Genomic DNA, 19,309 nt, shown 5'->3' on the forward strand with positions numbered 1-19,309 from the left:
GCGCACTGCGCGCGAGGGGCTGTCTCTTTTCCCGCGAGTGGCCGTGTCTGTACGGCAACACGCCGCTTTTCACGTGCACTTCGGGGCCGCTCGCGGGCGCCGAGCGCGCGCGTTCTGCTCATGTCGCCAATGTCACTCCGGAACGACGTTGCGTCAAAGACAGTTGTAGTTTCACAATGGTTGTGTGAATACAACTATCGGCGCGCTCGACTCGCGGCGCAAGACGATCATCCTGATCTCCTGCTGCCTGAGTCTGCTGATCGTGTCGATGGACTCCACCATCGTGAACGTCGCCATCCCCTCGATCCGCCGTGACCTCGGCGCGAGCGCCGCCCAGATGCAGTGGGTCGTCGACGTCTACACGCTGGTACTGGCCTCGCTGCTGATGCTCTCGGGCGCCGCCGGTGACCGGTTCGGCCGTCGGCGGGTGTTCCAGATCGGCCTGACGATCTTCGCGTGCGGGTCCCTGCTGTGCAGCCTCGCGCCGACCGCGGACGCGTTGATCGCTGCCCGCCTGGTTCAGGGCATCGGCGGCTCGATGCTCAATCCTGTTGCCCTGTCGATCATTTCGCAGGTCTTCACCGACCGGGTTGAGCGGGCGCGGGCGCTCGGTTTCTGGGGTGCTGTCGTCGGTATCTCGATGGCGCTGGGCCCGACCGTCGGTGGCCTGCTGATCCACGCCGTCGGCTGGCGGTCCGTGTTCTGGATCAACCTGCCGATCTGTCTGGCCGCCATCGTGCTGACCGCGATCTTCGTCCCGGAGAGCAAGTCGGGCACCATGCGCGACGTCGACCCGGTCGGCCAGGGACTGGCGGTGCTGTTCCTTTTCGGTCTGGTCTTCATCCTCATCGAGGGGCCGGGCATGGGCTGGAGCCACCCGCGCACCGTGGCCATCGCGGTCATGGCGGCGGTCGCCCTCGTCGCGTTCCTGCGCTACGAGCGCCGGCGTCGCGACCCGTTCATCGATCTGCGCTTCTTCCGCAGCATCCCCTTCGCCGGCGCGACCGTCACAGCCGTGATGGCGCTGACCGGCTGGGGCGCCTTCCTGTTCATGATGTCGTTCTACCTGCAGAATGAGCGGCACTACTCGGCGATGCACACCGGCATCATCTATTTGCCCATTGCCATTGGTGCCCTTGTCTTTTCACCGTTGTCCGGACGAATCGTCGGGCGCTACGGCGCCCGGCCGTCACTGATGGCCGCCGGCATCTTGATGGCGTCCGCGGCACTGATGCTGACGACGCTGACTGCGACGACGCCGATGTGGCGGGTAGTCGTCATATTCGCGGTGTACGGCATAGGGTTCGCGATGATGAATGCGCCAGTGACCAACGCCGCCGTGAGCGGCATGCCGGTGGACCGTGCCGGCGCCGCGGCGGCTGTGACCTCCACCAGCCGCCAGGTCGGCGTGAGTATCGGTGTGGCACTGTGCGGTTCGATCGCCGGCTCGGCACTGGCCGGCAGCGGTGTCGACTTCGCCGCGCAGGCCCGGCCGCTGTGGTGGATGTGTGTCGGCGTGGGTGTGGCGGTCACCGTGCTCGGATTCGTCTCGACCTCGCCACGGGCGCTGCGCTCCGCGGAGCGGCTGGCGCCACTGATCGAGGGGCCACGCGAGCCGGAGCCGGCCGGTGTCCACTGATCCGCTGGCCGACGAGGTCTGGCAGACCATGGCCGCCGTCGTGGTCGAGAACCGCGACAGCTGGAAACGCGCGGTGGTCGAGCAGACGGGGTTGCCCTTCAGCCGTGCCCGGATTCTGCGCCGGCTCGATGCCAAGGCCATGACGGCCAAAGAGATCGCCGCCGCGACCGGCATGGACGCGCCAGCCACCACCGTCGCGATCAATGATCTGGAAGAGCGCGGATTGGTTGTGCGCCAACCGGATCCGGAGAACCGGCGTTGCAAACTGGTGTCCCTGACGGACGCCGGTGGCGCAGTGCTGCGCGGCATCGGCCAGCTCGACGACCCGGCCCCGCCCGTGTTTGCCACGTTGGACGCCGACGAGCTCGCCACGCTCCGTGACCTGTTGAGCCGGCTGCGCCGCCACTAGGGGTGCGGTTCCTGTCCGCCCGCGTCGGGTGCCCGACTACGGTGGTCCCCGTGGCTAACACCAAACCTGAGATCGAATTTCCGGACGGCCCGGCACCTGACTCGCTGGTGATCGAGGACGTCATCGTCGGCGACGGTGCCGAGGCAGTGCCGGGCGGCAACGTCACGGTCCACTACGTCGGCGTCGAGTACGACACCGGTGAGGAGTTCGACAGCTCCTGGAACCGCGGCGAGACCATCGAATTCCCCCTGCGCGGCCTGATCCAGGGCTGGCAGGACGGCATCCCCGGGATGCGTGTGGGCGGCCGGCGCAAGCTGACCATCCCGCCCACACAGGCCTACGGCCCCGCCGGTGGCGGGCATCGCCTGTCCGGCAAGACGCTGATCTTCGTCATCGACCTCGTCGGCGTCCGCTGACCTGATCGACTTTCTGTCGGGCTTAGAGCCCGGCGGTTGTGGCGTGTCATGGCGGCAACGTGCCGTCTCCACAGCTGCCGGGCTCTAGGCTCGAACGTGTTTCAGGGAGGGTTTTGCAATGCCGGACACAGCTGACGTCATCGAGCCGTCCGGCAGCGTTCGTCGCCTCGGCACGCGCGGCAGGGTGGCGGTGCTGGCGGTCGTGGTGGCCGTCGTCGCCGCCGTCGGCTGGGTGGTGTTCGGCACCTCGGACGAGCACCGGGCCCCGAGCTCCATTGCGGCCTCGGCGGTACCGACACAGGCACAGCCCGAGCTGACCTCCGCGCCATTCGCGCTGACCCGCGACGGCAACACCGTCACCCTGACGGGCAGCCTGGCCAACACCCGGTCGAAGTCCGAACTGGCCGCCGCCGTCAAGGCGCAGTGGCTGAATGCCACCCTCAACGACAAGACGACCGTCGTCGACGGTGCCGGCACTCCGGACATGGCGGCCATCGGCAACGTGTTCTCGGCGGCCGATGCCATCGCGGATTTCGGGCTGGCCATCGACGGCGCCACCGTCACGCTGATGGGCACGGCGCCCAACCTCGACGTGGCCGGTGATGTGCAGAGCGCCGCGGCCCTGTCGTTCCCGGGTGCGAAGCTGGCCAACAACATTCAGATCCCGGCGCCTGGTGGTCCCGTGGCGCCGCCCGCGCCGGAACCGTCGTCAGCTCCGGCTCCCGGACCCGCACCCGCTCCGGCCGGTGGCCCCTGCGCCAAGGTGCAGGCCGACGTCACCGAGCTGCTGCGGACCCCGATCAGTTTCGTCACCGGCGGCTCGCAGATGACGGGGGAGTCCCGCCGGCTGCTGGTGCAGATCGCCGACAAGATCAAGGGCTGCCCGAACGGTGCGGTCACCGTGATCGGCTACACCGACAACCAGGGCAGCGACGCCGTCAACCTCAGGCTGAGCGACACAAGGGCGAAAGCCGTTGCCGCCGCCCTGGTTTCGAACGGCGTGCTGGCGTCGAAGATGACGGCCCGCGGTGCCGGCTCGGCCAACCCGATCGCCGACAACAACACCGAGGAAGGCCGCGCGAAGAACCGCCGGGTCGAGATCACCGTCGGCTGAGCAGGTGGCGCGATCGAGGCTGCCGGACCAGGAAGTACCTGGCTTCAATCAGCAGGCGCGCCCGGCAGCAGTGATTGAACCCAGGTACTTTTCTGGGCCATCGGACGTCCCTGAGCTCAAGAACCACCGGTGGATCACCACCACGAGTGAGCTCACGTACTTTCTGCCCTCGCCGCAACAGCGGAGTGACAGACCCAGAACGGGATTCGGCTGGTAACTCTCAGCGATGCCCCGGCAGACGCAGCAGCAGCCGCGTCCCGCCGAGGGGACTGGTCTCCAATGTCGCGGTGCCGCCGTGCAATTCGGCTTGCTGGGCCACCAGCGCGAGGCCCAGCCCGGAGCCCGAGTGCGATGCGGTGGAGCCCCGGTTGAATCGGCCGAAGACCTTCAGCCGTTCGTCTTCGGGAACGCCGCAGCCGTCGTCGTCGACGGCGATCTCGACCCCGGCGCGCGAACTGACCGCTGACAGCTGAACTTTCGACGCACCACCGTGCTTGACGGCGTTGGCGATCGCGTTGTCGACCGAAAGCCGCAGCCCGGCAGGCAGTCCGACGATGATGATGGTCGGCGCCGGTACCAGTGAAACCTCCAGGTCCGGGTACACGCGCATGGCGTCGTGCGCGGCGCGATCCAGGAGTTCGGTGATGTCCACGGGCACATGGTCATCGACGGTGGACAGCTCACCCTGTGCCAGGCGCTCCAGTGCCCATAGCGTGGTCTCGATGCGCGACTGGGTGCGCACCACGTCGCTCAGCACTTCCTTGCGCTGCTCATCGGGAAGGTCGAGCGTGCTCAGGATTTCGACGTTGGTGCGCATCGCCGTCAGCGGCGTGCGCAGCTCGTGCGCCGACACCGCCGCGAAGTCACGCGCCGACGCCAGCGCGGCCTTCGTCCGGCCCTTCTCTTCCCACACGCGGTCCACCAGACCTTTGACCGCGTCGGCGATTTCGACGGCCTCGGTGGCACCGCGGACGTCGATGTGCGGGGCGTCGCCTTCGGGGTCGATATCGCGCGTCTGCTGCGCCAGCCGTTTGAGTGGACGCACCGCGAACGCGGCCAGCGCCCAGCCCGCGACGGCGGCCGCGCCAATGGCGAACGCGCACAACGCGATCACCCGGCGATGCAGGTTGTTGGTGTCGATGATCGTCGCGTCGTACGTGGCGCCGACCGCCACCAGCATCGGGTCCGGCATGTGGATCTGCACCGTGCGCACCCGATAGCGGACGCCGTTGACGTCGGTGTCGGCGTAACCGACCGGCAACTCGGGCAGCACGACGTTCGAGTTCGAGCTGACCTGGCCGCTGCGGCGGGCGGTGATGACGACGTTCTCGTCGTGCGGTGGCCGCGGAATCTCGTCCAGCCCGCGCGGCAGGAACGGGATCGCGAAGCCGGCGGCCTCGTCGAGGCGGCGGTCCAGCCGTTCCTTGCGGTCGTTGGTGATGCCGATCCACACGATGGTGCCGACGATCCCGACCACGATGGCCGCGGCGATACCGGTGGCGAACGCGACGCGCGACTGCAGCGACGGGGTGCGACGGAAGACGCGCGCCAGGATGTTCACGGTGGCTTACTGCTGCCTGAGTACGAACCCCACACCGCGGACCGTGTGCAACAGTCGCGGCGCCCCGTTGGCCTCCAGCTTGCGGCGCAGGTAGCCGATGAACACGTCGACGACGTTGGTGTCGGCGGCGAAGTCGTAGCCCCAGACCAGCTCGAGCAGCTGGGCGCGGGACAGCACGGCGGTCTTGTGCTCGGCCAGCACGGCCAGCAGGTCGAACTCGCGCTTGGTGAGGTCGACGTCGGCGCCGTTGACGCGGGCCCGCCGGCCCGGGATGTCGACTTCGAGCGGCCCGACGGAGATGGTCTCCGACGAGAACGTCGCCGTCGCGCCGCGGCGGCGCAACAGCGCCTTGACGCGCGCCACCAGCTCGGCCAGCACGAATGGCTTGACCAGGTAGTCGTCGGCGCCGGCTTCCAGGCCCGCCACCCGGTCGTCGACCGAGCTGCGGGCCGAGAGCACACACACCGGCACGTCGTTGTCCATGGCGCGTAGCGCGGTGACGACGCTGACGCCGTCGAGCACCGGCATGTTGATGTCCAGAATGATGGCGTCCGGCCGGAATTCGGTGGCACTGCGCAGGGCTTCGGCGCCGTCGACCGCGGTCGAGACCTCGAAGCCGGACAGCCGCAGGCCACGCTCCAGTGAGGCCAGCACGTCCGGGTCGTCGTCGACTACGAGCAGGCGGGGGGAGGCGCTTCCGCTATCCATGTGCCTCATCTTGCCCGATGGCCCACTGTTATTGACGGAGGCACGTCTGGCAGCCACTATTCGGTGCTAGCATCCGGCGCTTATGGGGCCTGTGTCGCCGCGAGTCATCGTCCAACCCGATGATGGCGTGCAGCCGGTGCGGGATTTCCTCGCATCGGCGCAGAAGTCGTTGCTCATCAAGCAATTCACGTTCACCGAGCCGTCCCTCGTGGCGGCGGTGATCGACCGGCATCGGGCGGGCGTCGCGGTGCGGGTGATGCTGAACCCGGCCCGCTCGGGCGGGGACCGCGCCAATGACGAGACGTTCGAACAGTTCTCGGATGCCGGCGTGAACGTCCAGTGGTCCAATCCGACGTTCTATGTGACGCATGAGAAGTCGATCGTGGTCGACGAGACGGCGGCGCTCGTGGCGACGTTCAACCTGTGCGAGAAGTACTTCACCCTGACCCGGGACTACGGCTTCATCACCACCGAGCCGGACCACGTCGCGCAGATCGTCGAGGTGTTCGACGCCGACTGGTCCCACACCGACTGGGAGCCGTCGCAGTATCACGGGCTGCTGTGGAGCAATTCGAATTCCCGCTACCACATGGCGAAATTCATCGACACTGCCGAACACCGGCTGCGCATCCAGCACCCGAAGTACGTCGACGCCGTCATCCTCGACCACATCGCGGCGGCGGTGGGCCGGGGCGTGAACGTCCATGTGCTGTGCGGTGGCAAGCACGGCATCAGCGACTGGGACATCCTCGACACGTTCGCCTCGCTGCGGACCCTGCGCCGGTTCGGCGCGAAGGTGCGCAAGCAGAAGAACCTGCGGGTGCACGCCAAGCTGGTCATCGTCGATGACCATGAGGCCCTCGTGGGCTCGATGAACATCGACCGCAGCGCCTTCGACCTGCGCCGCGAACTGGGCGTGATGGTCAAGGACCCGGACGCCGTCGCGCAGCTGTCGCAGGTGTTCGACGCCGACTGGGAGACCTCGCACCACTACGAGCCGCCGGATCCGCTGGATTCGTCGCAGCATCACGAAGACGACTTCCCGCATGACCCCGAGCTCGTCCATGAGTGAGCAGATCGACTCGACGGCCCAACGGGTTTCGTTGTTCGAGTTGGTCCTGACGTTCAACCACATCGCGCTGGCGTCGTTCGGCGGCGGGCTGTCGGCCTGGTCGCGCGAGGTGCTGGTCGTCGAGAAGGGCTGGCTCGGGGACGCCGAGTTCCTCTCGGCCACAACGATGTGCCGCATCCTGCCCGGCGCCAACCAGGTGAACATGGCGGTGTTCGCCGGCACCAAGATGCGTGGCTTTCCCGGTGCCGCCGCCGCGGTATTCGGCTTGTGCGCCATGCCTCTGGTCATCGTGCTGGCACTGTCGTTCGCCTACTTCCGGTTCAAGGAAGTGCCCGCGGTCAAGGGTGTGTTGCACGGCGCGTCGGCGGCCGCGGTGGCCCTGACGCTGACGATGGTGCTCAAGACGGGCCAGAAGTGCCTGACGGGCGTCGTGCCGGTGCTGCTGTTCGCCGGCGCCTTCGTGCTGAACGGCGTGCTGCGGTTCCCACTGCTGGGGACGCTCGCGATCCTGGCCCCGCTCAGTCTGATCTGGGCGTGGCCGCGGGAGCGCACCGCGGCGTCGACATGAGCGTCAGCGAGAAGCCGGAGGCGGATCGCGCATGAGCACAGCGGCGCTCTCGACGTACATCCAACTCATCGGGCTGTTCGGCATGCTGTCGCTGCTGTCCATCGGCGGCGGCAACGTGGTGCTGCCGGAGATGCACATCAATGCCGTCAACGGCAGGCACTGGCTCACCGACAACCAGTTCGCCGACCTGTTCTCGATCTCGCAGACCGCGCCGGGGCCGAGCATCCTCATCGTGTCGATGGTCGGCTACGGCGCCGGGCTGAAAGAGGGCGGCATTCCCGGCGCGATCATCGGCGGCGTCGTCTCGATGGTCGCGATGGTGGTGCCGGCCGCGGGCTTCGTCTACGTCATCACGCTGATCTGGCAGAAGGCCGAACGCTCCAAACTCCGCCGCGCCGTCGAAAAGGGTTTCGCCCCGCTGACGGTGGGCCTGATCCTGGCGGCCTCGCTGGTCATGAGCCGCGCCGCCGACCACGACTGGCGGGCCTACACCGTCACGGCGGTCTGCACGGTGATCTTCATGCTCACCAAGCTCAACCCGCTGATCGTGGTCGCCGCGGCGGGCCTCGTCGGGTACCTGGGCTTCATCTGACCTGGTCGCGCCGACGCGCCGGGTGATTGTCGGTGGCACGTGCGAGCATTGAAGTTGTTGTGTCTGATGTAGCCCAGCCCCTGCACTCGGCCCCGGCGATCGCTCCGGTGCCGCAGCGTCGGCGTGCGTCGACGGACCTGCTGCGCCTGCTGCCGTACCTCGGCCCCTACCGCGGTCGCTGGGGCGCCATGCTGCTCACCGCGTTCGCCGGTCTGGGCGTGACGGTCGCGATTCCGCTGATGACCAAGGCCGTGATCGACGGTCCGGTGCGGCATCAGGATCAGCACGGCCTGTGGGTTCTCGGTTCGGCGGCGCTCGCATTGGGCCTCCTCGAGGCGGTGCTGTGGTTCATCCGGCGCTGGCTCGGGGCGCGGGCGACCATGGGCGTCGAGGCCGACATCCGCAAAGAGCTCTACGCGCGCCTGCAGATCCTGCCCATGTCGTTCCACCGGCAGTGGCAGTCCGGGCAATTGCTGTCCCGGGTGATGAACGACCTTGGCACCATTCGCCAATTTCTCGGGTTCGGCCTGCTGTTCCTGGTGCTCAACTCGATTCAGATCGTCGTGGTCACGGCCATCCTGCTCGCCATGTACTGGCCGCTGGGTGTGGTGGTCCTGGCCTCTGTGGTGCCGGTGTCGGTGACGGTCTTCAGATTCGAGCGGCAGTTCAGCCGGCTGTCGCGGCTAGCGCAGGACCAATCCGGCCATGTCGCAACGCATGTCGAGGAGTCGGCGCTGGGCCTGCGGGTGATCAAGTCGTTCGGCCGGGAGGACTACGTCTATCAGCGGTTCGACGAGCGGGCGACGGACCTCTACGACGCCGAGGTCGGCAAGGTGGCGGTATCGGCCCGGTTCTGGACGCTGCTCGAGGTCATCCCGAATCTCACGCTCATCCTGGTGCTCGGATTCGGCGCGTACGCGGTCGGCCACGACCTGGTCACCATGGGCACGCTCGTCGCGTTCATCACCATGATGCTGTCGCTGGTGTGGCCCATCGCGTCGCTGGGCTTCCTGCTGTCGATGATGCAGGAGTCGATGACCGCGGCCGACCGCGTCGCCGAGATCTTCGACGCGCCAGTGGATGTCACCGACGGCCCGGTCACCACAGTGCCGCGCGGCGGACACCTCGAATTGCGTGACGTCGGCTTCCGGTTCCCCGACGCCGCACCCGACGACTGGGCGTTGCGCCACGTGTCGGTGACGGTCGAATCCGGGCAGACGCTGGCTCTGGTCGGTGCCACCGGTTCCGGGAAATCGGTTCTGGCCGCGTTGTTCTCACGGCTGTACGACGTCACCGAGGGCGCGATCCTGCTCGACGGCCGGGACATCCGCGAGCTGTCGCTACCCGCCCTGCGGACCGCCGTGGCCACCGCGTTCGAAGACCCGACGCTGTTCTCGATGTCCGTCGCCGAGAACCTCGCCCTCGGTCGTGGCGCCGACAATCCCGCCACCGACGACGAGATTCGCGCAGCCGTCGACATCGCCGCCGCCCAGTTCGTCTACGACTTGCCGTTCGGGCTGGACACCCGCATCGGCGAGCAGGGGATGAGCCTGTCCGGCGGTCAGCGGCAACGCCTTTCGCTGGCCCGCGCGATCCTCGCCGCGCCGTCGCTGCTGGTGCTCGATGACACCCTGTCGGCCCTGGACATGCACACCGAAGCGGAGGTCACCGTCGCGCTCCGGCGGGTGCTGACGTCGGTGACGGGCATCGTGGTGGCGCACCGGGCGTCGACTGTCCTGCTGGCCGATCGGGTGGCACTGCTCCAGGACGGCACGATCACCCGCATCGGCACGCACGCCGAGTTGCTGGCGGAGGCACCCGAATACCGCTATCTGTTGTCGGCCGACGACGAGCTCGACGACGGCTGCGAGCGCAGCTGCGATTGGGAGCAGGACGCCGAACGCGAGCGGCTCGAGCAGCTGTATCTCGAGCAGACCGATGAGTCCGAAGAGGTGCGCCGCCGATGAGCACCGAGAGCTGGCGCGGCCAGACGGTCGACAAGGCCGAGGACCTGCCCATCGACGAGAGCGTCTCGCGTCGCCGTGAAGCGCGGGCGCTGCTGGGTTCATTGTTGAAGCCGTACCGGCTCGCGGTCCTGCTGCTGGGCCTGGTCGTGGTGGTGGAAAACGGTGCGCGGCTGTCCGTTCCGCTGCTCGTCCAGCGCGGCATCGACCACGGCATCCCGCCGATCGTGCAGGGCGGGCCCGCCCGTGAACTGTTGCAGATCGTCGCCGCCCTGTGCGGCGTCGTGGTGCTACAGGCCACCTTCCGGTTGTTCTTCCTGAACCGCTCGGGCCGGATCGGGCAGAAGGTGCTGCTCGAACTGCGCCGCCGGGTTTATCGACAGTTCCAGCGGCTCGACGTCGCCTTCCACGACCGCTACACCTCGGGTCGCGTGGTGAGCCGGTCCACCAACGACATCGAAGCCATCCAGACCATGCTGTCGACGGGTTTCGACAGCCTCATCACCGCGGTGCTCACCCTCGGCGGCACCGCGGTCCTGCTCGTCACACTCGACGTGCGGCTGGGCCTGATGTGCCTGGCCGCCTTCCCGCTCCTGGTGCTGCTGGTCGCCTGGTTCCGCCGCGAGTCGTCCAGGACGTACCGCACCGTCCGCGAACGCGCGGCCCTGGTGATCGTGCAGTTCGTCGAGACCATGACGGGTATCAAGGCCGTTCAGGCCTACCGGCGCGAGCCGCGCAACCAGGAGATCTTCGACGACGTCGTCGACGACTACCGCGTCATCAACGAACGCACCATGACGCTGCTCGCCGTGTTCATGCCCGGCGTCAAACTCGTCGGCAACGTCACCACCGCCCTGGTGCTGCTGTACGGCGGAAACCTGGTGCTGCACGGGCAGATGACGATCGGCACGCTGACGGCCTTCCTGCTGTACCTGCGCATGTTCTTCGAACCGATGCAGGAGATTTCGCAGTTCTTCAACAGCTTCCAGTCCGCCGCGTCGGCGTTGGAGAAGCTGGCCGGCGTGCTCGGGCAGCGGCCGGCGATCATGGACCCCGCCGACCCTGCCGCGCTGACGACGGTCAAGGGGGACATCGCTTTTCGGGGCGTCAGCTTCGGCTACACCCCGGATCGTCCGGTGCTGCCCGAACTGAATCTGACGGTGCCCGCGGGGCAGACCGTCGCCCTCGTCGGTGCCACCGGCGCGGGCAAGACGACCATCGCCAAGCTCATCGCGCGCTTCTACGACCCGGTCACCGGCACGGTCACCCTCGACGGCATCGACCTGCGGTCCATCGCCCAAAGCGAGTTGCGCCAGCACGTCGTGATGGTGACGCAGGAGAACTTCATGTTCGCCGGCACCGTCGCCGACAACATCCGGTTCGGGCGGCCCGACGCCACCGACGCCGAGATCCGCGCGGCCGCGGAAGCCGTTGGCGCGGACCGGTTCATCGACAATCTGCCGGAGGGCTACGACACCGATGTCGCGAACCGGGGCGGACGGTTGTCGGCGGGGCAACGCCAGTTGGTCGCGTTCGCCCGGGCGTTCCTGGCCGATCCCAAGGTGCTGATCCTGGACGAGGCGACGTCGTCGCTGGACATCCCGACCGAGCGGCTGGTGCAGCGCGCGCTGGCCACCGTGCTGGCCGGGCGGACCGCGCTCGTGATCGCGCACCGACTCTCCACGGTGCAGTCCGCGGACCGGGTCCTGGTGCTCGACGGCGGGCGCATCGTCGAGGACGGCGCGCCCGACGATCTGGTCGCGCAGAACGGTCGGTATGCGGCGCTGCACCGCGCCTGGGTCGACTCGCTGGCCTGACGGGTCAGGGGATAATCCGCAGCTGCCGTGCCTTCGACACGGCCTCGTGCCGGCTGTGGGTGCCGAGTTTCATTGCGGCACTGCGCAGATAGCTCTTGACGGTCTCGGGTTTCAGCGAAAGCCGCTGGGCGGCTTCGGTATTGGTGCACCCCAGCGCGATCTGCGCGAGGACGTCGACTTCGCGCGGGCTCAGCGGACCGGCCGGCGCGGGACCGCCGGCCAGGGCCTCTGCCAGCCGGTCGGCGAGGCCGCCCAGATCGCCGGGCGCGACGGGCGAGCCCCCGGCCGCCAGCCGGCGCAGCTCGGCGTGCACCTGGCGGATGTGTTCGGCGTTCACCGCGGTGTCGGCGGCGGGGGCCTGTTGCAGCCGCAGCCGGCGGTCCACCTCGTCGCGGATCGTCAGCTCGTCCGACAGCCGTTGCGCCGAGGCCAGCATCAGGTCCACGGCCCGGCCGCCGAACGGTGCGCTGGACCGGTAGGCGCCGTACAACACGGCCCGGGCGCGGCCGTCGACCACGACGGGCACCGCCAGCACCGACCGGATGCCTTCAGAGAGCACAGGCATGTCGTAGTCGTGCGTGATGGACGGCGCGTGCCGGTAGTCGGCCACCGCGAGCGGCTGACCCGAGACCATGCTGGCGCCGCCGAGCCCGCACATCGAGCGCACCGTCAGCCCCCGGAGGCCACCGCCGCGGGTGCCGTAGAACTCGGTGATCAGCAGCGCGTCGTCGTGCACCTCGCCGCCGAACATCACGGGTACCGCACCCTCGGAGCCCAGACGGCGCAGCTCAGCGCGCACCGCGTCGGTGTCGCGCGGGCGCAGCACGGATGGGCCGGTGGTCACGGTCAGTACCCTCTTTCGGGGGTAGCGGGCGGAGGGGTGTGACGTAGATCCTACGTTCATGGCGACAGACGCTGGGATCACCACCAACACCGAGCAGTACCGAGCGGCGCGGGACCGCCTCGTGGCATCGATCGGTGACTACGCGCAGGCCGTCGATTCGTTCAGCTGGCCGCGGCTGACCGGGGCCTTCAACTGGGCCACCGACTGGTTCGACGTCATCGCCCGCAGCCCCGAACGGGCCGGGCAGACGGCGCTCTGGATCACCCAAGAAGGCGGTGACGAGCAGCGCTACACCTTCGCCGAGATGGCCGACCGGTCCGACCAGGTCGCGACGTGGCTGCAGTCGCTGGGCGTGGGAAAGGGCGACCGCGTCATCGTCATGCTGGGCAACCAGGTCGAGCTGTGGGAGTCGATGCTGGCGGTGGCCAAGCTCGGCGCAGTGGTGATGCCGACGACCGGGGCACTGGGCCCGGCCGACCTGGCCGACCGGATCACCCGTGGCGGGGCGGGCTTCGTGGTGACCAATGCGGCCGATGCGGACAAGTTCGCGTCCGTGGACGGGCAGTACGTCGGGATCGTCGTCGGGCATCCGGTACCGGGCTGGCACCGCTACGCCGACGCGTACGACGTGGTTTCGGCGGGACCGTTCGCCGCGGTCACCGAGGTAGACGACCCGCTGCTGGTCTACTTCACCTCGGGCACCACCAGCAAGCCCAAACTCGTTGAGCACTCGCAGATTTCGTACCCCGTCGGCCATCTGTCCACGATGGCCTGGATCGGGGTGACGCCCGGCGACGTCCATCTGGCGATCAGCTCGCCGGGCTGGGCCAAGCACGCCTGGAGTTGTGTGTTCGCGCCGTGGATCGCCGAGGCGACGATCTTCGTCTACAACTACAGCCGCTTCGACGCCGCTGCGCTGCTGGGCCAATTGCGTCGCGCCGGCGTCAACACGTTCTGCGCGCCACCGACCGTGTGGCGGATGCTGATCCAGGCCGACCTCGGCGCCAAACCCGAAGGGCTGCGCGAGATTCTGGGCGCCGGCGAACCCCTGAACCCCGATGTCATCGCCAAGGTGCAGGACGCCTGGGGGCTGACCATCCGCGACGGCTTCGGCCAGACCGAGACCACCCTGCTGGTCGGCAACGCCCCGGGGCAGCCCGTCAAGGCCGGCTCGATGGGCCGGCCCATGCCGGGCGTGCCGGTGGTGCTGGTCGACCCGGTGACCGGTGAGCTCACCGACGAGGGCGAGATCTGCCTGGACCTCAGGTCCGAGCCGCTCAACCTGATGACTGGTTATCTTGCTGACCCGCAACGCAATGCGGCCATCATGGCGGGTGGTTACTACCACACCGGCGACGTGGCCTCCCGTGACAGCGACGGCTACATCACGTACATCGGCCGCACCGATGACGTGTTCAAGTCGTCGGATTACAAGGTGTCGCCGTTCGAGCTGGAGAGCGTGCTCATCGAGCATCCCGCGGTGGTGGAAGCCGCGGTGGTGCCGCAGCCCGACGACACCCGGCTCGCCGTGCCGAAGGCGTACGTCTGTCTGGCCACGGGCTGGGACGCCGACGCGGACACGGCGCGGTCCATCATGGAATTCGCCCGTGACCACCTGGCGCCGTACCTCAAGGTGCGCCGGGTGGAGTTCGGTGACCTCCCCAAGACGATTTCCGGCAAGATCCGGCGCGTTGACCTGCGCAAGCGCGAAGATCAAGCGCATGCGGCCGGCACCCCGATCGCATCGGAATACCGCTATGAGGACCTGGTGAACTGATGCTGAGCTACGACGCGGGGCCCACCGACACCCCGATCCTGGAAGAGACCATCGGGGCCAACTTCGAGCGCACCGTCGCGGCCCATCCGGACACTCTCGCGTTGGTCGACCGCGGGCAGGGACTGCGGTACACGTACGCCGAGTTGAACACCGAGGTCGACCTGATCGCGCGCGGCCTGATGGCCCGCGGCATCGAGAAGGGTGACCGCGTCGGCGTCTGGTCGCCGAACTGCGCGCAGTGGATCGTGACGCAGCTCGCGACGGCCAAGATCGGCGCCATCCTGGTCAACGTGAATCCGGCGTACCGGGTGCACGAACTTGTCTACGCGCTCAACCAATCCGGGATGCGCGTGCTGGTCTCGGCGACGTCGTTCAAGACATCCGACTATGCGGCGATGATCGCCGAGGTGCGTCCGCAGGTTCCCAGCCTGAGTGACGTCGTCTTCCTGGACGGCGCGGACTGGGACCGGTTGCGAGCGGACAGTGCGGCCGTCGGTGCCGATGCCCTGGCGACCCGGCAGGCCACGCTGGCCAACACCGACCCGATCAACATCCAATACACCTCGGGCACAACCGGATTCCCGAAAGGTGCGACGCTGTCGCACCGCAACATCCTGAACAACGGCTACTTCACGACGGAAGGCATCAACCTCCGAGCGGGCGAGCGGTTGTGTGTTCCGGTGCCGTTCTACCACTGCTTCGGCATGGTCATGGGGGTGCTCGGCTGCATGGCTCATGGTGCGGCCGTGGTGATTCCGGCCCCCGGCTTCGACCCGGCGGCGACGCTCGACGCCATCGAAGCCGAGCAGTGCGCCGGCGTCTACGGGGTGCCGACGATGTTCATCGCGATGCAGCACCACCCGTCGTTCGCCGGGCGGGATCTGTCGAGCCTGCGCACCGGCATCATGGCCGGCTCGGTATGCCCCGTCGAGGTGATGAAGCACTGCGTCTCCGACATGCACATGGCCGAGGTGGCCATCGCGTACGGCATGACGGAGACGTCGCCGGTGTCCTGCCAGACGCTGATCGATGACGATCTGGACCGCCGCACCGCGACGATCGGGCGGGCGCATCCGCACCTGGAGGTCAAGGTCATCAACCCGGAGACCGGCGAGACGGTGGAGCGCGGCGAGCCGGGGGAGTTCTGTACTCGTGGTTACTCGGTGATGTTGGGTTACTGGGACAACGACGAAAAGACCCGGGAGGCCATCGATTCCGAGGGCTGGATGCATACCGGCGATCTCGCGGTGATGCGGTCGGACGGTTACTGCGCCATCGTCGGCCGCATCAAGGACATGGTGATCCGCGGTGGGGAGAACGTGTACCCGCGCGAGATCGAGGAGTTCCTCTACACCCACCCGGACATCGAAGACGCCCAGGTGATCGGCGTGCCCGACGCCCGCTACGGCGAAGAGATCTGCGCCTGGTTGCGGATGCGGCCGGGTGCGGCACCGCTGGACGCCGCCGCTATCCGGGAATTCACCGCGGATCGGCTGGCGCACTTCAAGATCCCGCGCTACGTGCACATCGTCGACGAGTTCCCGATGACCATCACCGGCAAGGTCCGCAAGGTCGACATGCGAGCCGAGAGCATCCGGATCTTCGGGCTGGAGTGAGCGCACTCCTGCGCCGCGGCCGGGCTACAGAGTCGACGCGATTTCCGCGTAATCCGTGCTCGCGATGACCCCAATGTCGGCGATGGGAGCGAGAATCCCCTGGTGAGCGGCTGTCCATCAGGCGAAATTCTTAACACGGTTTTGACAGTTTGATCACCTGTCATGTTTACGTTTGCGTGCTGTCATTGTGGGTAAAGGTCTGTCTATCCGGCCCCCTGACACTCTCGGGCCGGCGGGGCAGACGTCGACAGGAGCGCATCATGACCGTTTTTCGTACCGCCGCTGTCCGCCGGGTAGCCAAGTTGGTGCGCCGGCGCGCCCATCTGACCCCGCAGGAACGCCACAATCTCGAGCTGTCGCATACGCCCCTTGCGGTGATCTCGGCGTCGCTCGGAGCGCACCTGGAGCGCTGATCCGGGGCTGTAACCCGATCGCCGGAGCACTTATTCAACTTGACGGGCCCCAATTGCCGGGTCTATCTTCCAAAAGTCAGCACCTCGCTAGGCGAGGCTCCTGAACGAACAGAAGCCACTGATCCCACGACGTCGAGAGACGCCCAGGGTCAGGACAGGTCTCCCCGGATTAAGGGGTTACCCAAAGTGGCTATCCGCCCAGCGGATTACGTCGTCCAGTGCCGAAGCTCTGACGAGAGGGGTGTGAGCGGTGCCGAATCGTGACAGGTTCTTGACGGCCTGGCGGGCACTCGCCTTCTCCCTTTTGTGTTGTCATGTACAGCAGATGCCTCTGCGGAGGCTCGGCGGCAAGGAGGTGAGGGGCACAGATGTTACCCGGCGATAGTCCGAGTTCCAGTCCGGAACGAGAACGTATTCATTCCAAGCACATTCAGCATTTTGTGAAATCCCTGCTGCCCTGCCGACGTATCAGCGGTTCAGCTGTCTGAACGACGCTGCTCGAGGCAGGCTCGCGGGTTGACCCGACAGGAGCACTGTCATGACCGTATTCCGCGCTAATCCAGTTCGTCGTCTCGCCCGGCTGGTGCACACCCGCACGCACCTGACGCCGCAGGAACGGCACAACCTTCAGATGTCGCAGACGCCGCTCGCGGTGATCTCGGCTTCTCTCGGGGCGCACCCCCACTTCTGACCCGTTCGGCCGCACGGTCCGTCCACCGGTTCCGGTGGACGGACCCCTGCTGTGCTGCCTTTCCCGAGAGGAATCTCGACATGGCCCTGTTCGCTCGTACCCCGCGCCCCACCGGCGATACGTCAGTGCGGCAACGTGATTCACCAAGCACCGCGGTGCTCGACACCGCGCACGTCGGCGACATCGTCGGCGCGCTCGGCACCATCCGTACCGACGAGACCACCACCGGCCGCAGCCGCCGGCAGCGACTGAAGATGCTGCTGGTGGTGATGGGGCCCGGCCTCATCGTCATGGTCGGAGACAACGACGCCGGCGGCGTCGCGACCTACGCCCAGGCCGGCCAGAACTACGGCACGGCGCTCATGTGGACACTGGCGCTGCTGATTCCGGTGCTCTACGTCAACCAGGAGATGGTGGTCCGGCTCGGCGCCGTCGCCGGGGTAGGGCACGCCCGGCTGATCTTCGCGCGATTCGGCAAGTTCTGGGGTGCCTTCAGCGTCGGCGACCTGTTCATCGTCAACGCGCTGACCATCGTCACCGAATTCGTCGGGGTGTCCATGGCGTTGAACTACTTCGGGCTGCCCAAGGCCATCTCGGTGCCGCTCGCGGCGGTCCTGCTGTTCGCCGTGGTGGCCGGTGGTTCGTTCCGCCGTTGGGAGCGTTTCATTTTCGCGCTGATCGCCATCAACATCGTGATCTTCCCGCTGGCGTTCATCGTCCACCCGTCGGTGTCGGAAACCGCGCACGGGTTGATCCCGTCCTTCCCGGGTGGCCTGAACTCGACGCTGTTGCTGCTGATCGTTGCCATCGTCGGCACCACGGTGGCGCCGTGGCAGTTGTTCTTCCAGCAGTCCAACATCGTCGACAAGCGCTTGACCCCCAAGTGGATTCGTTACGAGCGGGTCGATCTGTGGATCGGCATCGTCGTGGTGATGGTCGGCGCGGTCGCGATCATGGCCGCCGCGGCGTTCGGGCTGGGCGGCAGTGCCGCGGCCGGCAACTTCACCGACGCCGGTGACGTGGCAACCCAGCTGGGCCGGCATGTGTCGCACACGGCGGGTGCACTGTTCGCGATCCTGCTGCTGGACGCGTCGCTCATCGGGGCCAACGCCGTCGGCCTCGCCACCACGTACGCGCTGGGTGACACCATGGGTAAGCGGCACTCGTTGCACTGGAAGGTCAGTGAGGCGCCCGCCTTCTACCTGGGTTACGCCGCGTTGTTGGCGGTGGCCGCCGCGGTGTCGTTCAGCCCGGACCACGTGCTGGGGCTGCTCACCCAGGGCGTGCAGGCGCTGGCCGGGGTGCTGCTGCCGTCGGCGACGGTGTTCCTGGTGCTGCTGTGCAACGACAAGGCGGTGTTGGGGCCGTGGGTCAACACCATGCGGCAGAACATCATGGCGGGCGTGATCGTCTGGGCGTTGGTGCTGTTGTCACTGGCGCTGACGGCGGCGACGTTCTTCCCGAATCTGACTGCCGGACAGCTGGAATGGGGCTTTGGGGCCGGGGTTGCCGTCGGCGTGCTCGGTGGCGGCGCCATCGCGGGGGTGACGCTGCGGTCTCGGCGGCGGGAGCGGAAGCAGGACGCTGTCCAGGTGGCCGCCGAGTTGGGTGGCCTGGATCCCGAGCAGGTGGAGGATCTGGATGAAGAGCCAGACGACCGCAAGGTCCGCAAGGCACTGCGGAGCCAGGAGCGCGACAGCTTCCGCACGCCTGCGCTGGAGACGCTCGATCGGCCCGCCTGGTCACCGCTGCGGGTAGCCGGGATGGTCGCGCTACGCGGCTATCTGCTGGTGGCAGTGGTGCTGGTCGGGGTGAAGGTCGCCGAAGCCATCAGCGGTTGACTGTGGTGGGGCGCGGTGCCGGTGGCGCCGCGCCCCGGCTCACAGGGAGTCACGTGCCGGACAGTTCGAAGGGTCGCCGTCCCCGCAGGTGCACAGGTCCGTGTGCCGGCGCTCCGGATCGATGCCAGCAACGTCAGCTGCCGAACTCCGCACAGCGGTGACGATCGAGGCCGTCCCGGCCGCCGCGGTGAGCAGCAACTCGAATTGATTTGCCGACTGCAGCAGAACGACCAAATCATGCACTGTGAGCAGCCGATTTACCATGCT

General features: G+C 67.5%; 17 protein-coding genes and 1 riboswitch. Of the genes, 14 read left to right on the top strand and 3 right to left on the bottom strand.

Annotated features, from left to right (window positions below; translation table 11 throughout):
* Nucleotides 1-184 precede the first annotated feature (184 nt).
* From ACJEIK_RS03465 to ACJEIK_RS03480, 4 genes are all read left to right on the top strand, one after another.
* A complete protein-coding gene (locus tag ACJEIK_RS03465; RefSeq protein ID WP_318986768.1) occupies nt 185-1,639 on the top strand; it encodes an MFS transporter in 1,455 nt (484 codons plus the stop codon).
* Nucleotides 1,629-2,048 carry a MarR family winged helix-turn-helix transcriptional regulator gene (locus ACJEIK_RS03470; RefSeq protein WP_061005598.1) on the top strand — a complete coding sequence of 140 codons (420 nt, stop codon included), beginning with the start codon at nt 1,629-1,631 and terminating at the stop codon, nt 2,046-2,048. Before ACJEIK_RS03465 ends, ACJEIK_RS03470 begins: the two co-directional genes overlap by 11 nt.
* A gap of 50 nt (nt 2,049-2,098) precedes the next feature.
* Nucleotides 2,099-2,464 (top strand): FKBP-type peptidyl-prolyl cis-trans isomerase, encoded by a 366-nt coding sequence (locus ACJEIK_RS03475; protein ID WP_064860349.1) that lies wholly within the window; start codon nt 2,099-2,101, stop codon nt 2,462-2,464.
* A 118-nt stretch (nt 2,465-2,582) separates the two neighbouring features.
* Entirely contained in the window at nt 2,583-3,578 is a 996-nt protein-coding gene (locus ACJEIK_RS03480) for an OmpA family protein (protein WP_409431051.1), read from the top strand.
* A gap of 220 nt (nt 3,579-3,798) precedes the next feature.
* Here the strand turns inward: ACJEIK_RS03480 and ACJEIK_RS03485 are convergent, their stop codons facing one another.
* Nucleotides 3,799-5,139, bottom strand: coding sequence for a HAMP domain-containing sensor histidine kinase (locus ACJEIK_RS03485; protein ID WP_061005594.1), 1,341 nt, complete (start codon nt 5,137-5,139; stop codon nt 3,799-3,801).
* Between the two features lie 6 nt (nt 5,140-5,145).
* Nucleotides 5,146-5,856: a response regulator transcription factor gene (locus tag ACJEIK_RS03490; RefSeq protein WP_029104649.1), complete on the bottom strand. Its 711-nt coding sequence runs from the start codon at nt 5,854-5,856 to the stop codon at nt 5,146-5,148.
* A gap of 73 nt (nt 5,857-5,929) precedes the next feature.
* Between ACJEIK_RS03490 and ACJEIK_RS03495 the strand changes: the two genes are divergently transcribed.
* Genes ACJEIK_RS03495 through ACJEIK_RS03515 form a run of 5 tightly spaced genes read left to right on the top strand, consistent with a single transcriptional unit; the run spans nt 5,930 to nt 11,860 of the window.
* Nucleotides 5,930-6,919 (top strand): phospholipase D-like domain-containing protein, encoded by a 990-nt coding sequence (locus tag ACJEIK_RS03495; protein WP_409431052.1) that lies wholly within the window; start codon nt 5,930-5,932, stop codon nt 6,917-6,919.
* Nucleotides 6,912-7,487, top strand: coding sequence for a chromate transporter (locus ACJEIK_RS03500; protein ID WP_061005590.1), 576 nt, complete (start codon nt 6,912-6,914; stop codon nt 7,485-7,487). Before ACJEIK_RS03495 ends, ACJEIK_RS03500 begins: the two co-directional genes overlap by 8 nt.
* 31 nt (nt 7,488-7,518) lie before the next feature.
* Complete coding sequence (locus ACJEIK_RS03505; protein WP_138247938.1) at nt 7,519-8,079, top strand: chromate transporter; 561 nt, start codon at nt 7,519-7,521, stop codon at nt 8,077-8,079.
* Nucleotides 8,080-8,138: 59 nt separating this feature from the next.
* The gene (locus tag ACJEIK_RS03510; protein WP_409431053.1) at nt 8,139-10,046 is read left to right on the top strand and encodes an ABC transporter ATP-binding protein; all 1,908 of its coding nucleotides are present in this window, start codon (nt 8,139-8,141) and stop codon (nt 10,044-10,046) included.
* Complete coding sequence (locus ACJEIK_RS03515; RefSeq protein ID WP_409431054.1) at nt 10,043-11,860, top strand: ABC transporter ATP-binding protein; 1,818 nt, start codon at nt 10,043-10,045, stop codon at nt 11,858-11,860. Before ACJEIK_RS03510 ends, ACJEIK_RS03515 begins: the two co-directional genes overlap by 4 nt.
* Before the next feature lie 4 nt (nt 11,861-11,864).
* Here the strand turns inward: ACJEIK_RS03515 and ACJEIK_RS03520 are convergent, their stop codons facing one another.
* A complete protein-coding gene (locus ACJEIK_RS03520) occupies nt 11,865-12,704 on the bottom strand; it encodes a LuxR C-terminal-related transcriptional regulator (protein ID WP_409431055.1) in 840 nt (279 codons plus the stop codon).
* Nucleotides 12,705-12,780: 76 nt separating this feature from the next.
* Here ACJEIK_RS03520 and ACJEIK_RS03525 point away from each other — a divergent pair, with 76 nt between their 5' ends.
* The 5 genes from ACJEIK_RS03525 (at nt 12,781) to ACJEIK_RS03545 (ending at nt 19,042) form a co-directional block, all read left to right on the top strand.
* The gene (locus ACJEIK_RS03525; RefSeq protein WP_409431639.1) at nt 12,781-14,481 is read left to right on the top strand and encodes an AMP-binding protein; all 1,701 of its coding nucleotides are present in this window, start codon (nt 12,781-12,783) and stop codon (nt 14,479-14,481) included.
* A complete protein-coding gene (locus ACJEIK_RS03530; RefSeq protein WP_409431056.1) occupies nt 14,481-16,097 on the top strand; it encodes an AMP-binding protein in 1,617 nt (538 codons plus the stop codon). Before ACJEIK_RS03525 ends, ACJEIK_RS03530 begins: the two co-directional genes overlap by 1 nt.
* A gap of 260 nt (nt 16,098-16,357) precedes the next feature.
* The gene (locus tag ACJEIK_RS03535) at nt 16,358-16,510 is read left to right on the top strand and encodes a hypothetical protein (protein WP_165605587.1); all 153 of its coding nucleotides are present in this window, start codon (nt 16,358-16,360) and stop codon (nt 16,508-16,510) included.
* Nucleotides 16,511-16,586: 76 nt separating this feature from the next.
* Nucleotides 16,587-16,758: riboswitch (M-box (ykoK) riboswitch) on the top strand.
* Between the two features lie 290 nt (nt 16,759-17,048).
* The gene (locus ACJEIK_RS03540) at nt 17,049-17,201 is read left to right on the top strand and encodes a hypothetical protein (protein WP_165605588.1); all 153 of its coding nucleotides are present in this window, start codon (nt 17,049-17,051) and stop codon (nt 17,199-17,201) included.
* 80 nt (nt 17,202-17,281) lie between these two features.
* Nucleotides 17,282-19,042 (top strand): NRAMP family divalent metal transporter, encoded by a 1,761-nt coding sequence (locus ACJEIK_RS03545; protein WP_064860341.1) that lies wholly within the window; start codon nt 17,282-17,284, stop codon nt 19,040-19,042.
* Nucleotides 19,043-19,309 lie beyond the last annotated feature (267 nt).

It is taken from the genome of Mycobacterium sp. SMC-16 (assembly GCF_046250085.1).
Classification (GTDB): domain Bacteria; phylum Actinomycetota; class Actinomycetes; order Mycobacteriales; family Mycobacteriaceae; genus Mycobacterium; species Mycobacterium phocaicum.

Coding starts and splice junctions, on each gene's coding strand:
- ACJEIK_RS03480 (WP_409431051.1), top strand. CDS start 2,583: ATGCCGGACACAGCTGACGTCATCGAGCCGTCCGGCAGCGTTCGTCGC.
- ACJEIK_RS03490 (WP_029104649.1), bottom strand. CDS start 5,856: ATGAGGCACATGGATAGCGGAAGCGCCTCCCCCCGCCTGCTCGTAGTC.
- ACJEIK_RS03495 (WP_409431052.1), top strand. CDS start 5,930: ATGGGGCCTGTGTCGCCGCGAGTCATCGTCCAACCCGATGATGGCGTG.
- ACJEIK_RS03500 (WP_061005590.1), top strand. CDS start 6,912: ATGAGTGAGCAGATCGACTCGACGGCCCAACGGGTTTCGTTGTTCGAG.
- ACJEIK_RS03505 (WP_138247938.1), top strand. CDS start 7,519: ATGAGCACAGCGGCGCTCTCGACGTACATCCAACTCATCGGGCTGTTC.
- ACJEIK_RS03515 (WP_409431054.1), top strand. CDS start 10,043: ATGAGCACCGAGAGCTGGCGCGGCCAGACGGTCGACAAGGCCGAGGAC.
- ACJEIK_RS03530 (WP_409431056.1), top strand. CDS start 14,481: ATGCTGAGCTACGACGCGGGGCCCACCGACACCCCGATCCTGGAAGAG.
- ACJEIK_RS03535 (WP_165605587.1), top strand. CDS start 16,358: ATGACCGTTTTTCGTACCGCCGCTGTCCGCCGGGTAGCCAAGTTGGTG.
- ACJEIK_RS03540 (WP_165605588.1), top strand. CDS start 17,049: ATGACCGTATTCCGCGCTAATCCAGTTCGTCGTCTCGCCCGGCTGGTG.
- ACJEIK_RS03545 (WP_064860341.1), top strand. CDS start 17,282: ATGGCCCTGTTCGCTCGTACCCCGCGCCCCACCGGCGATACGTCAGTG.